General features: G+C 35.3%; 11 protein-coding genes and 1 other annotated feature. Of the genes, 1 reads left to right on the forward strand and 10 read right to left on the reverse strand.

What is annotated here, in order from left to right:
* Window positions 1–10: 10 nt before the first annotated feature.
* Window positions 11–1210, reverse strand: a complete 1200-nt coding sequence (locus MKY00_RS22845; RefSeq protein WP_001255958.1) for a class I SAM-dependent rRNA methyltransferase — start codon at window positions 1208–1210, stop codon at window positions 11–13.
* Window positions 1211–1508: 298 nt separating this feature from the next.
* Between MKY00_RS22845 and isdG the strand changes: the two genes are divergently transcribed.
* The gene (gene isdG / locus MKY00_RS22850; protein ID WP_000587815.1) at window positions 1509–1832 is read left to right on the forward strand and encodes a heme oxygenase; all 324 of its coding nucleotides are present in this window, start codon (window positions 1509–1511) and stop codon (window positions 1830–1832) included.
* Between the two features lie 66 nt (window positions 1833–1898).
* Here isdG and srtB read toward each other — a convergent pair whose 3' ends face one another.
* The 9 genes from srtB to MKY00_RS22895 form a co-directional block, all read right to left on the reverse strand.
* Window positions 1899–2663 (reverse strand): class B sortase, encoded by a 765-nt coding sequence (gene srtB, locus MKY00_RS22855; RefSeq protein WP_001086113.1) that lies wholly within the window; start codon window positions 2661–2663, stop codon window positions 1899–1901.
* A 32-nt stretch (window positions 2664–2695) separates the two neighbouring features.
* Entirely contained in the window at window positions 2696–3466 is a 771-nt protein-coding gene (locus MKY00_RS22860) for an ABC transporter ATP-binding protein (protein ID WP_016718627.1), read from the reverse strand.
* On the reverse strand, window positions 3456–4439 hold the full coding sequence (locus MKY00_RS22865) for a FecCD family ABC transporter permease (protein ID WP_001036817.1): 984 nt from the start codon (window positions 4437–4439) through the stop codon (window positions 3456–3458). The genes MKY00_RS22860 and MKY00_RS22865 overlap by 11 nt, the downstream gene beginning before the upstream one ends.
* Before the next feature lie 27 nt (window positions 4440–4466).
* The gene (gene isdE / locus MKY00_RS22870) at window positions 4467–5342 is read right to left on the reverse strand and encodes a heme ABC transporter substrate-binding protein IsdE (protein WP_016718628.1); all 876 of its coding nucleotides are present in this window, start codon (window positions 5340–5342) and stop codon (window positions 4467–4469) included.
* Between the two features lie 75 nt (window positions 5343–5417).
* Window positions 5418–8252: an NEAT domain-containing protein gene (locus MKY00_RS22875; protein WP_341035261.1), complete on the reverse strand. Its 2835-nt coding sequence runs from the start codon at window positions 8250–8252 to the stop codon at window positions 5418–5420.
* 19 nt (window positions 8253–8271) lie between these two features.
* Complete coding sequence (isdC, locus tag MKY00_RS22880; RefSeq protein ID WP_016718629.1) at window positions 8272–8979, reverse strand: heme uptake protein IsdC; 708 nt, start codon at window positions 8977–8979, stop codon at window positions 8272–8274.
* A 498-nt stretch (window positions 8980–9477) separates the two neighbouring features.
* Complete coding sequence (gene brnQ6 / locus MKY00_RS22885; protein WP_016718630.1) at window positions 9478–10803, reverse strand: branched-chain amino acid transport system II carrier protein BrnQ6; 1326 nt, start codon at window positions 10801–10803, stop codon at window positions 9478–9480.
* 120 nt (window positions 10804–10923) lie between these two features.
* Window positions 10924–11175, reverse strand: a binding site (T-box leader).
* 108 nt (window positions 11176–11283) lie between these two features.
* Window positions 11284–11973 (reverse strand): 23S rRNA pseudouridine(2604) synthase RluF, encoded by a 690-nt coding sequence (locus tag MKY00_RS22890; RefSeq protein ID WP_074585616.1) that lies wholly within the window; start codon window positions 11971–11973, stop codon window positions 11284–11286.
* A 195-nt stretch (window positions 11974–12168) separates the two neighbouring features.
* A complete protein-coding gene (locus MKY00_RS22895) occupies window positions 12169–14529 on the reverse strand; it encodes an endonuclease MutS2 (RefSeq protein ID WP_000893733.1) in 2361 nt (786 codons plus the stop codon).
* Window positions 14530–14536 lie beyond the last annotated feature (7 nt).

Below are 14536 nucleotides of genomic sequence, written 5' to 3' on the forward strand. Positions count from 1 at the left end.
TTTTTCTTTATTACCCTTTAATTTTCTCAATGAAAACTACTTTTAAATAGTCTCCTTCTTTAAATTGATCGATTGTACGGAAATCTTCTGGTAAAGAATGTTCTTCTAATATTTTATATTTGCCATTCATTTCTTTAAATGCTGTATCGATAAAGCCTTTAAACTTTTTCATATCGAATGCGCTACAATTTGTTGAAGCAACGATAATCCCGTTATTTTCTGTAATGGCAATTGTTTCTTTTAATAAGTTTTTATAATCTTTCGCTGCACTAAATGTATATTTTTTTGAACGCGCAAAGCTTGGAGGGTCAAGTACGACCATATCAAATTTCATTTTTTTCTTCGCTGCATATTTGAAGTAAAGAAATACATCTTCTACAATGATATCTTGCGCTTCATAATCAACTTCATTTACACTAAACTGCTCAATCGTTTTACTTAAACTACGATTTGCAAGGTCGACACTCGTCGTTTTGCTCGCTCCACCAAGCGCTGCAAATACAGAAAAGGCACCTGTATAAGAGAACATATTTAACACTGTTCTTCCCTTCGCATACTTATCACGAATTTGTTTTCGTACGTTACGCTGATCTAAAAATACCCCAACCATCGCTCCGTCATTTAAATAAACAGCAAAGTTCACACCATTCTCTTTTACGATAAGCGGGAACTCACCGCGCTCTCCTGCTACGAAATCATCGCCTTCAATGTATTTCCCTTTCGTATCAAAACGCTTCTTCTCATAAATACCTTTAAAATTTGCTACTTTTTGAAGAGCTGCTATAATCTCATCCCTGAAAGTATAAATCCCTTCGCTATACCAACTAACTACATAATAACCATCATAATAATCGATGATTAAGCCTCCAAGCCCATCACCTTCACCGTTTAGGGCGCGGAATGCTGTCGTATCACTTGATTTGTAAAATTGTTTTCGTTTATGTAAGGCAGATTTAATTTTACTTTCAAAGAAAGATTGATTAATTTGTTCACTCTCTTTTCTCGTTAAAATCCAGCCGTATCCTTTATTTTGTTTTCCATAATAACCTTTTCCGACAAAGTGGTTTTTCTCATCTACCACTTTAATGATTGTTCCTTCTTCCTGAACATCATTTAAATTTTGAATCGCATCTTTTAAAATAAGCGGATATCCACTTTTAATTTCTTTTATAAATTTCGGTTTTATTTTTACAGTTACTTCTGATCGCATATAATAACTTCCTTTCCATTTGCATGCTTTCTCTATAGGAAGCATTTGAAAAACGAGACTGAAAAAACAGCCTCGTTTCACTATACCATATTATTGCTTTGCTAGTACAACTCACTCATTCTCTCGCTTAACCGCCACCTATTTACTACATTTTGAAATGGAAATCTTACTGTCCAACATAATAGAAAAAATACTTATATATTTCATATTTACCATTGACAATGATAATGATTTTCATTATCATTTAATGTATATGAGTTCTCGAAAATAAAGGCTACAACTTATAGGAGGAATAAACATGATTATTGTTACAAATACAGCTAAAATCACCAAGGGAAATGGACATAAATTAATTGATCGTTTTAATAAAGTAGGTCAAGTCGAAACAATGCCAGGATTTTTAGGATTAGAAGTTCTTCTAACGCAAAATACAGTTGATTATGATGAGGTAACAATTAGCACGCGCTGGAATGCAAAAGAAGATTTCCAAGGTTGGACAAAGAGCCCAGCATTTAAAGCAGCTCACTCACATCAAGGCGGAATGCCAGATTATATTCTCGATAATAAAATCTCTTACTATGATGTGAAAGTTGTACGTATGCCAATGGCTGCAGCACAGTAAAAACTGTTTTTTTAAAAGTATAGAATATGAGAAGCGTTACCACTTCTCATATTCTATACTTTTTATTTACTGTCTTTTTACTAGTTTCGCGTGTACGACTAATCTTCCTGCTTCTGGATCAAGTGCATAGTCACATGTAGAAAGTGTTATAATTTCATCATTAGCCGTCAATTTCGTATCCGTTTTGTAAAGGGATTTATCTTGAATTTGCTTTAAGAACGCTGTATACGCTGCATCGCTTTCAAAATCCGTTTCAATGTAATAAAAGTCCGTCGTTGTCGTATATACTGAAAAAACTTCAACGTCGTATCCTTCAAATAATGTATCGTAATACAATTTACGATGGGACATGAAGAAATCTTCATCCAACATCTTTTTTAAACTTCCAAACATAGAACCGTCCTTCATACGATGACCATATAAAATAGTATTTCGGTTTTGAGATTTCACATCATTACGATAATCCATAAAAATACTTCCCGCTCTCATATCCTCGCCTTTATAATTACGAAATAAATAGTAATCATTATCCTTCGCTTGAACGATTGGATAATTGATTTGTGTATCATCCATCGTAATCCATCCCACTATTTCTGGATTAATTTTTTGGAGAGCTTGAAACTGTTTACGTACTTCCCCATCTTCTGATTTTTCTTCCATTGGACTTCTCTTATAAATATGTTGCGCTTCAGCCATTACTTTACGATTTTCATAATAATCCATGAAAATCCCACCCAATTCATACATTGAATAGAAAAAGATTCCTAAAAATACAATTGTAAGTATTCGTTGAAAAAAAGAATTCTTTTTCCGTTCTTTCTTACTATTCAAATTATCACCTCAAAACGGATTATGCCCATCCTTTAAATTCCCATTGGTACCATGTATAACCCTGTATCTTCGTCTTGTTTCACAACGACATCTACACCATATATTGCTTTAACCATTTCTTCTGTTATTACCTCATTAGGATTACCTTTCGTAACAATTTCCCCATCTTTCATAACGATAATATGATTACTATAACGAATGGCTTGATTAATATCATGTAGTACCATCACAATCGTTAATCCATACACTTCATTTAATTCTTTCACTAACTCTAATATTTCTAGCTGATAATAAATATCTAAATATGTTGTCGGTTCATCTAAGAAAAGCATTGGTGTACTTTGAGCTAATGTCATCGCAATCCAAACTCGCTGTCTCTCTCCGCCCGATAAAGCATGAATTGGCTTTTCACGCTTACTTTGCAAATTCGTACATGTTAGTGCACGCTCAATTGCTTCTCTATCTTCATCAGTTTGCGAAGAAAAAACATTTTTATATGGCATACGCCCAAAGCTTATTAGTTTTTCCACTGTAATATCTGCTGGCGCCTCATTTTGTTGATGGACAACAGCTAATTTTCTAGCAAACTCTTTCGGTTTATACTCACTAATCGCCTTTCCATCAAGTATTACTTCCCCACTATTAGGAGCATGATTTCTAGACATAACACCAAGTAATGTTGATTTCCCGCAACCATTCGGACCAATAATTGTTGTAATTTTCCCAATTTCTATTTCACTACTAACAGACTTTAAACGATTTGTTACATTATCGTATGAAAAGGTTACATTTTTAATTTCCATGAACTTTATCACTCTTTCTAAGCAAGAATATTAAGAATGGGCCACCAATAACTGCCATAATCGTCGCCGCTGGAATTTCGTTAGGTGGCACAATTAACCTTCCAATCGTATCCGCCGTCAAAATTAATAACGCTCCTGCAAGTGCAGAAAATGGAATCAACACTTTATGGTCTGAACCAACTAGTTGTCTCGAAATGTGCGGAACAAGTAATCCTACAAAAGCAATAACACCTGCAATCGCTGTTGATACTGCCGCTAAAAGTACTGCAATAGCAGAGATAATAAGACGAACTCTCGTCACGTGCAAGCCTAAGTTTTTCGCAGTCTTATCTTGTAGTGATAATAAGTTACACCAAGCTCCTACAAACAGAGCAAGAATAAGACCAATTGTTCCATACGTAACCATTATTTCTACATCACCCCACGTCTTCATCGTTATATTAGAAGTCGTCGTTTGCTTAATACTCTTTATGAAATATCCACAAATCGTAATGAATGATTCATTTAATCCAGTGAACATCGCATTAATAGCTATACCAACTAAAATAATGCGAAGTGGACTTAACCCTGACTTCCATGAAAAGGCATAAACGAGATAACATGCAAATGCACCACCTAAAAAGGCAAATACTGGTGTCCAGAAAAAGAATTGCGGGAATAACGTAATAATAACAAGTGTCATAAAACTTGCTCCTGAAGATATACCGATCACTCCAGCATCAGCGAGTGGATTTTTCATAACAGCTTGAAAAAGCACACCTGAAACTGCAAGAGCCGCCCCAGTGAACAGCGCAATAATAATACGCGGGAAACGTAAATCTTTAATCACTTCCACATCTTCATTAGCCCCTGTAAATATTCCTTGTACAAGGTCTACTATCCCTATTTCTAAACTCCCTTTCATTGCTGACAATGATGTCATAACAATAAGTAATACAGTAACAATGAAGAAACTCCAAGTTTTTTTATTCATTCCACTCTTCCTTTATATGAAAATGCATCACGGATACATCATTTTCTTCAATTCATCTAACGCTTCCATTGCCTCTAAATTTCCCGTCGTTCCAAATAAACGCTCTTCTAAATCGTAAACACGGTTATTCTTAACTGCAGCGAAGTGTTTCCAAATATCATTTGTTTTAAATTCTTTATCAAACATTTTTACAACTTCATCAGGCATACCATGTGCTGCTCGTAAAATAATATCTGGATCAGCTTTCTTTAAATACTCTGTATTAGAGGCTAAATACTCTACTTTCTCACCTTGTATAATGTTTTTACCACCTAATTGTTTCACCAAATCTCCAATATAGGAATGCTCAGTTGCTACTAAATAGCTCCCTGGTACACCTAATAAAATAAGCACTGTCGGTTCTTTCTTTCCTTTTACTTCTTTTTGAATGCTAGCAACCTTTTTATCTAACTTCGTTACAACTGCTTCAGCCTGCTTTTCGCGTCCATATTGCTTACCTAAATTACTAATGGAATTTTGCATATTTTTTAAACTAGTTAAGTCCACAAAATTTGCTTTCATACCTACACCGTCAAACACCGGCTTTAATTCATATTCAAGTGTTGTCACGGATAATACTTCTGACGGCTTTAACGACTTTACTTTTTCCATATCAGGGCTCATCGGATTCCCGACTTCAGCTAAACCTTTATATCTTTTTGGTAAATCTTTCGTACTCGTTGGCACACCAACTAAATCTACTTCTAACGCATCCATAATTTCAGTAACAGCGACGGTCGTTGCAACAACCCTCTCTTTATTTTCACTCTTTGCCGGCTTCGCTGTTTCTTTTTTTTGTGGGGAGCAACCAGCTATACTCACTAATAAAATGATAGCCATTAGTACACTTGCAATTTTCTTCACTCTTAATCACCACTCCTTTCCAAACAATATGAAACAAGTCTTGATGCGCCCGAAAACGCATCAAGACTCCCAAAATTACAATCTACCAGCTCTATATTTACGAACTAGTAAAGCGAGTGACCCAAGCAGTAGCACCATGTATAAACCAAGCTGTGCTGTATCTGCAGTTTTTGAGTTTTTCTCTTTTTTCGCATCATTATTTGTAGCTTCGTTTTTCTTTTTACCATCTGCATTTCGGTTAAAATCAGGAGTTCCTACTGTTTTTACATTATCTACTTTCGGTGTAGTTACTGGATTTTTCGGATCATTCTTCGGATCTTTTTTTTGATCCTCTTTAATCGTTCCTAACGCACCAATATTATTTGTATCAAATTGGATTTGTACATCGTAGAAATGATGGTAGTTCATTTCGTTAATATCTACTTTTACTTTTGCATTTAATTTTGCAAATAAATCACTTACTTCAAATTGCACTACTCTCGTATTTGCATTTTTATCTTCGCTCACTATTTTCGCATCAGCAAATAGACCATTGTTTTCTGTTTGGAATTTCGTAATCCACGCACTATTTTTCAGCGTCATCTCAATGTACTTTTTACCATCTTTAACGATTAATTTTGCTGGATGCACAGTATAGTCATGCATCTTTGAAAGTTCATTTGTTTTGTCTTTTAACACTTTAAATGGAATATCGTATTGACCATCTACTAAATTTTTCGGATCAACGATTACTTTCGGCTTATTATCTCCTTCTTGGTTATTGTTTCCACCTTGGTTGTCATTTCCACCTTGGCTATTGTTTCCGCCCTGGTTGTCATTTCCACCTTGGTTTTCGTTTCCGCCCTGGTTGTCATTTCCACCTTCGTTGTTGTTTCCATCTTCGTTACCTGAAACTTTAATACTATTTTGATCAAACACAAATTGAACATCGTAGAAATGGTGATAATTCATCGCATCAATATCTACTTTTACTTTTGCATTTAATTTTTTTGATAAATCATCTACTTCTATTTCTACTACCTTTGTGTTTTTTTCTTTGTTCTCACTTAACGCTTTCGCGTCAACGAAAGAACCATTTTTTTCATACTCAAACTTTGTAATCCACGCACTATTCGTTAATGTAAACGATACATACTTCTTACCATCTTTTACTTTTAATACACCTGGACTCTTTGTATATGTGTTCATGATTGAAATTTCTTCTGTTTGATCTTTTAAAACTTTAAAACCAATGCTATATTCACCATCTTTAAGAGCTTTTGGATCAATGGTTGTGTTATTGCCTTGGTTATTGTTTCCACCTTGGTTTTCGTTTCCGCCTTCGTTGTTGTTTCCGCCTTGGTTTTCGTTTCCGCCTTCGTTGTTGTTTCCACCTTCGTTATTGTTTCCACCTTGGTTTTCGTTTCCGCCTTCGTTGTTGTTTCCACCTTGGTTTTCGTTTCCGCCTTCGTTGTTGTTTCCACCTTGGTTTTCGTTTCCACCTTGGTTTTCGTTTCCACCTTCGTTGTTGTTTCCACCTTGGTTTTCTACTGGCTGAATGCTATCTTTATCAAATGCAAATTGGATATTGTAGAAATGATGGTAATTCATTGAATCGATATCTACTTTCACTTTTGCATTTAACTTTTTAGATAAGTCGTTTACTTCTACTTCCACTACGCGTGTATCAGCCTTTTTATCTTCACTTAATACACTTGCATCAATAAACGAACCATTTTTCTCAAATTCAAACTTTGTAATCCATGCACTATTCGTTAATGTGAATGATACGTATTTTTTACCGTTTTTCACCTTTAACACGCCTGGACTCTTTGTATACGTGTTCATCATTGAAATTTCTTCTGTTTGATCTTTTAAAGCTTTGAAATTGATACTGTATTCACCGTCTTTAATTGTTTCTACATTCGGCTTTTCTGCTTCTGGCTTTTTATCTTCATCCGGTTGTTTTTCTTCATTCTTAATTGGCTTGAGTTTTTCTTGGTCAAATGAAAGCTGTACCTCATGCGTTTGTTTATAATTTCTTGATGCCACTTCAATAAATATTTTTGCATTTAACTTTTTAGATAAATTGTCTACTTCGAATTCTACTACTCTTGTATTTTTCTCTTTATCTTCACTTACTATTTTTGCATCAACAAATGAACCATCTTTTTCCGTTTGGAAATTTTTAATTGATACGTTGTCTGTTAGTGTTACAACCGCTTTTTTCTTACCATTTTTTACTTTTAATACTCCTGGATTTACCATGTAAGTATTCATTCTAGATTCTTCATCTGTCTTATCTTTTAACACTTTAAATGGAATACTGTACTCCCCATCTGCAATTGTGTTAGAATTTGGTTGTTGATCTGGGTCAGGCTTTTGGTCGGGCTTCTGACTTGGATCCGGTTTTTCATTTGGATCTGGCTTATTTGCTGGATCCTCTTTTTCATTTGGCTTTTCTGCCTTAATTAGTGTAATACTACTTGAATCAAATTTAATGCGAACGTCAAAAATATGATGGTAATCCATCGCATCAATATCTACTTTTACTTTTCCATTTAAAAGGTTTGCTACATCGACTATATCGAATTCCACTACTCTAGTATTCTGCTCTTTATTCTCACCAATTACATTTACATCAACAAACTGACCATTTTTTTCTGTTGTAAACTTCGTAATCCACTCACTATTCTTTAAAGTGAATGAGACCTTTTGTTTGCCATCTTTTACTTTTAAAGTAGCTGGACTTATAACATAGTCATTCATTTTAGATACTTCATCCGATGTATCTTTAATAACCTTAAAACCGATTGAATATTCACCGTCAGCTAATTGAGTTGCTGCTTGAACTGCAAGAGGTTGTAATGTTGATACGAATGTAAATATCATTAAAAACATCGCAACAACAATTTTAAAATATCTATTCAATGGAATACCGCTCCTTTATTTAGTTTTGACGTACTTTACGAATGAAGAAAACTCCTGAAATAAGGATTAACGCTGCAAATAATCCAATACGTGCTTCATCGCCTGTTTTTGGGTTATCTGTTTTTTCAGCTTTACCACTTTCATTTGTTCCTTTGTTCGCTTCTTTATTTGCTTCTTTACTCTCTTCTTTTTTCACTTCTTCTTTTACTTTTGTATCTGTTTTTGTTTGATCGTTATTCTTTGTTACAGCTGTTGCTTTATTTTCTCCACCTACCGCTTTTACATTTGCATCAAATGCAAAGCGAATTGTGTAGTTATGGTCATAATTTACGTTTGGTACAACAACATGAATTTTTGCAGCTGCTGGTTTAGATAAATCATCTATTTTAAACTCTACTGTTCTTTTATCTGTCGATTCATCTTTACTAACAACTTTTGCATCAACAAAATTCCCGTTCTCAGGTGCTTTAAATTCTGTAATCCAAGCACTATGATTCATCGGGATTTGCACTCTCATCTCACCATTTTTCACAACTAGCTTAGCTGGTTTTTCAAAATAATCATTTGCCATTGAAGCTGAATCATTTTCCGCTTTTTGAATGACATAGTTAATATCGTAAGTACCGTCAGCTAGTTGTGCTGCAACTTTCCCATATGGCATGACAAGAAAAGCTAGCATACATACGAACGTTATAATAAAAGCGGGTAATACAGAAATCTTTCTCATTTGGCTTACTTCCTCCTTGTTTATCTTTCATCCACACTTTTTGAAAATGATAATTATTCTCATTATATTAGAAAAAATAATAATCTTCTATCCTTATTTAATTGTAATTTGTTTATGTAATACAGATATTATTGATTATCATTCTCAATGAATGTTAAAAATAATATCCCTCTCTATTCTTTATAAAGAGCGATTCTTATTTTAACATAAGTCCCTATTTATTTCGTTGATTATCATTCTCAATGAATCTCAAAAAAAATAAAACTATCCATCTTCCTACTTGATCACCTCTATCTACAAAAATAATATTGTTATAGAAAACCTTATACCTTTCACTCCTCACTTTCCTTCCAATATTTCCACAACTAAGTCAATCTTAGCCTACTCATAATTTTTTTGTCAACTATATTACGTATAAAATTTTAAATATCTAAATTTCTCTATATGCGGCTTTTTCTACAAAAAAAGAGGCTTTCTTTCATAGAAAGCCTCTTTTCTCTATTTTTCTACAGCAACTTCTTGCTTTTGAAACAAAGAAATAATATATCCAATTACAATACCTACTAGAGCAGGAACGAACCAACCAATCCCTACACTATATAATGGAATTTTATTTAAAATTGGTGTTAATGCTGCAATCTCAAGATTTGCATTGTGTAACCCATCAAAGAAACTAATCATGAATGCTCCTACAATACCACCTACATACATGACTAAAGGAAGACGAATATAGTTTTCAACAAGTGATAATACAATAAGCACGATACCAATTGGGTAAATTGCAATTAAAATCGGTAATGCTAATGCATTTAACTGAGTTAATCCAAGATTCGCTACCATAAATGCTAATACGCAGAAAATGAAAACAACCTTTTGATAAGAAAGTTTTGGTAATAAAGAAGAGAAATATTCTCCGCAAGCTGCAACAATACCTACAGAAGTTGTTAAACATGCTGCTGTAATTGCGATTCCTAATAATAGAGTTCCGTAACTACCGAATAAATGATTTACAACGTTTGTTAAAATAATGCCTCCGTTGGCGCCCATTCCAAGAGAGACACTAGAAGCTCCAAGATAAGCAAGTGCCAAGTAAACTAGTAGTAAACCAAGTGCCGCAATAAATCCTGCAAAAATTGTTACTTTTGCAATGCTATTTTTATTTGTAATACCTTTTTCTTTTAACGCATGAATTACAACATTTCCGAATACAAGTGCTGCAAGTCCATCTAAAGTTAAATATCCGTCAATAAAACCTTTAAATAGCGGAGCACTATATGCTTCTGTTGGTGCACCAAATTCACCCATTGGTGTAATAAGTGCTTTCACTACAATAATTGCAATAACAGCTAATAAAATCGGAGTTAATACTTTACCGATGCGGCCCACTAATTTTGATGGGTTTAAAGCTAAATAGAAAGTTACAGCAAAGAAAATAAATGTAAAGATAACAAGTGGATACGATTGACCAGCTATTTCACTTGGTAAAAACGGTGCAACACTCATTTCATAAGCAACAGTTCCTGTACGCGGCACACTTACGAATACGCCTAAGCATAAATAAATTGCAGTAATAAAAACTAGTGCGAATATAGGATGTACACGCCCTGCTAGCTCATTAATATCTCCCTTTAAAGCTATAACGATAACTCCTAATAAAGGCAATCCAACGCCTGTTACGACAAAACCAAATAGCGCGATCCATACATCTGTTCCAGCGCCTTGTCCTAATGCTGGTGGAAAAATCATATTACCTGCACCGAAAAATAGTGCAAATAACATTAAACTTATTGCAAACATCTCAGAAAACTTTAAAGATGATTTCATTTCTACTAACCTCCTACATAATAATCATAAATTAACAAAATATTCTGAATCAAAATCCGTCACATATCCTCTTTCAAGCATACTTCCCCGTAAAAGAACGCAAAAAACACCCGTCCCTAACAAAGGGACGAGTGTTGAAATCGTGGTTCCACCCTTATTCTAATAAAATGAATTTATAACGAAATAAGCTCATTTTATAGCTCGTGTAAATTGATAACGGTTTTATCCGCCAAGAATTACAATGCATCATGCAGTTCACTCTTGAAGTTTAGAGGTGGTAAGTCTGTCTTTTCGTATTAGGAAGCTCACAGCCTAAGGCTTCCCTCTCTGAGAATCGTAAAAAACAACTCATGTCCTCATCATTACTTTTATAAAATATCTTGTCGAAACTTGTTGTTTTTTATTATATGGGCTATTTTTTAAAAAATCAATAGTTTTATTTTTTCTGACAAAAAAATATAGGGAGAAAATTTTTCCTCCCTATAGCTGCCCTATTAATATTTCTAATTCCCCATCTGTAATGTTTCGCCATTTTCCCACTTCAAGATCGTCTAGCTCTATATTCATAATGCGTTCTCTCTTTAACTTTGTTACAGTAAACCCGAAAGCCCGACTCATTCTACGAATCTGTCTGTTCATTCCTTGCGTTAAAACGATTCGAAATGTAGACTGATCAACCCTCGTCACTTTACACGGCTTCGTCATCCCATCTTTAATCTTTACACCGCTGGACATCTCATCAATAAACCAATCTGTAAAAGGTTTATCGACTGTGACAACGTATTCTTTCTCATGCTCATGATCACCGTGTAAAATTTGATTTGCAATCGCACCGTCATTCGTTAATAAAATAAGGCCTTCTGACGCTTTATCTAATCGTCCAACAGGAAAGATACGCTCAGGGTAATTAATATAATCAATAATATTATCCTCAATATGATCAGCTGCTGTACAAGTAATACCAACTGGCTTATGAAAGGCGATATACACCTTTTTTTTTTCTTCTTTTGCAATAACCTGCCCATCAATCGTTACAACATCACCATCACCCACGAGTGCACCGTGCGTACATATTTCACCGTTAATCGCCACGCGTCCAGCTTTAATAAGGCGATCTGTTTCACGTCTTGAGCAAGATTTTGCTTCGCTTATGTATTGGTTGATTTTCATGGCTTATTCCTTTTCATATATATTAAAAGCGTCAATCTATGGCAATATCATTATGCCACGATTGACGCTCGTTTACTTCGCAAAAACAACTAAATAAATAACCCCAATCACCAAAAATATTCCGCAACAAGCTAACAATACTTTTGCAAGTTTGTCCATAAACATATAATGGTTTCCCCTTTGTTTCGTTGTTTTCTATTTTAATTCGACAACTGTTACGCCTAGGCCTCCCTCGCCCATATCACCGTAACGGAATGTTTTCACACCGCGATGCTTCTTCAAGTAATCTTGTACACCTTGGCGAAGTGCTCCTGTTCCTTTACCGTGAATGATTGATACGCGAGGATAGCTTGCAAGCTGGGCATCGTCTAAATATTTCTCGACGCGCGCCATTGCATTTTCAAATCGTTCTCCACGAAGGTCAAGTTCTAAAGAAACGTGATAGTCTCTACCTTTTACTGTTGCAACTGCTTTTTTCTCTGTTTGCTTCGGTGTGTTAATGTATTCCATATCGGATTCTTTTACTTTCATCTTCAGAATACCGATTTGTACGCTCCACTCTGTATCGCTTACTTTTTCAAGTAATTGACCTTTTTGACCGAACGTTAATACTTTTACTTCATCACCTGCGCGCAACTGTTGTTTCGGCGCAGTGTTTTTCACGTTTACCTTTTGTTTCTTTACAAGCTCTGGCGCTGCGCCTTCTAGACGGCTCTTCGCTTCAATTAGCTCGTGATCTTTCACGTTTGCAAGCTGTGCTTTGCGCAATTGACGAAGTTCTTGAATAATGCCTTCTGCTTCTTTCTTTGCAGCTTCGACTTTTTCTTCCCCTTCTTTTTGCGCTTTTAATAATCGTTCATCACGTTCTTCGTTAAATTCAATAATTTGACGTTGTAATTCGCGATGCAGTTTTTCCGATTGCTTGCGAAGCGCTTCTGCTTCGTTCCAGTCACGCTCTGCATTCTTTTGACTTTCTTCTAGCTTCGCAATCATATTTTCAATTTTGTTTGTATCTGTACTAATGTGGTTACGCGCTTGTTCAATGACGCGATCAGATAATCCAAGACGTTTCGAAATTTCAAAGGCATTACTACGTCCTGGTACACCGATTAATAATTTATACGTTGGGCTTAACGTGTTTACATCAAACTCAACGCTCGCATTAATAACTTGCTCACGGTTATATCCGTATGCTTTTAATTCTGGATAATGCGTCGTAGCAACAACGCGAGCACCACGATTACATACCTCATCTAAAATGGAAATGGCTAGTGCAGCCCCTTCTTGCGGGTCTGTTCCAGCACCTAACTCATCGAATAAAACTAAGCTTTCAAAATCAGCTTTTTCTAAAATATCAACAATGTTCACCATATGTGAGGAGAACGTACTTAAACTTTGTTCAATCGATTGCTCATCACCGATATCAGCAAAGATATTTTTGAATACACAAATCTCTGACTCATCCATTACTGGAATGTGAAGACCTGATTGCGCCATTAATACACAAATACCAACTGTTTTCAGCGTAACTGTTTTACCACCTGTATTCGGTCCCGTAATAACAATTGTCGTGAAATCTTTCCCTAACATAATGTTATTTGGCACGATAACTTCTGGATCAATAAGCGGATGACGTGCCTGTCTTAAATCCATATAACGCTCGTTATTTACGATTGGCTTCGTTGCTTTAATACGCTTCGCATAAAAAGCTTTCGCAAAGATGAAGTCAAGATTTGCAACTACTTCTACGTTTGATAAAACGATATCCGCTTCTACTGCCACTTCTTCTGTTAACATTAATAAGATGCGTTCGATTTCTTGTTTTTCTTTCACACGTGCTTCTTGAAGCGCGTTATTTAATTCTACAATGACTTGCGGTTCAATAAATAACGTTTGTCCAGAAGCCGATTGATCGTGAACAATACCGCCATATACGCCGCGGTATTCTTGTTTTACTGGGATTACGTAACGTTCGTTACGAATCGTTACAATCGAGTCAGACAGCATCTTTTGCGCGTTTGAAGAACGCGTCATATTTTCTAACTTTTCACGAATACGGCTTTCCGCAGTACGAATTTGAGTACGAATACCGCGCAGTTTATCACTTGCGCTATCGACTACTTCCCCGCCATCACCGATACAATTTGTAATTTTCTTTTCTAAATCATATAAAGATACAATTTGAGCAACATGCGTTTCTAAAATGGGAAGCTCGACACCATTATCAACCATATCTTCAATGAAACGTTTCATATTGCGACTACCATACATCGTATTCGCAATATCAAGTAGTTCATTTGGACTTAACATACTTCCAATCTTTGCACGCTTCACATTGGAGCGAATATCCGTAATACCACCTAATGGTGCACTACCTTTTAAACGAATGACTTTCGCTGCTTCATCCGTTGTATCTTGCATTTCTACAATTTCTTCAAAATCAGTGCTCGGCACTAAATGCTTCACTTTGTCACGACCAAGTGAAGATGCTGTATGTTCAAGTAATTGTTCTTTTACTTTATTGTATTCTAATACACGCAACGTTCTTTCTAACATGTTGCAG

Origin of the sequence: Bacillus sp. FSL R9-9834 (genome assembly GCF_038006905.1) — a bacterium.
Lineage (GTDB): Bacteria > Bacillota > Bacilli > Bacillales > Bacillaceae_G > Bacillus_A > Bacillus_A pacificus.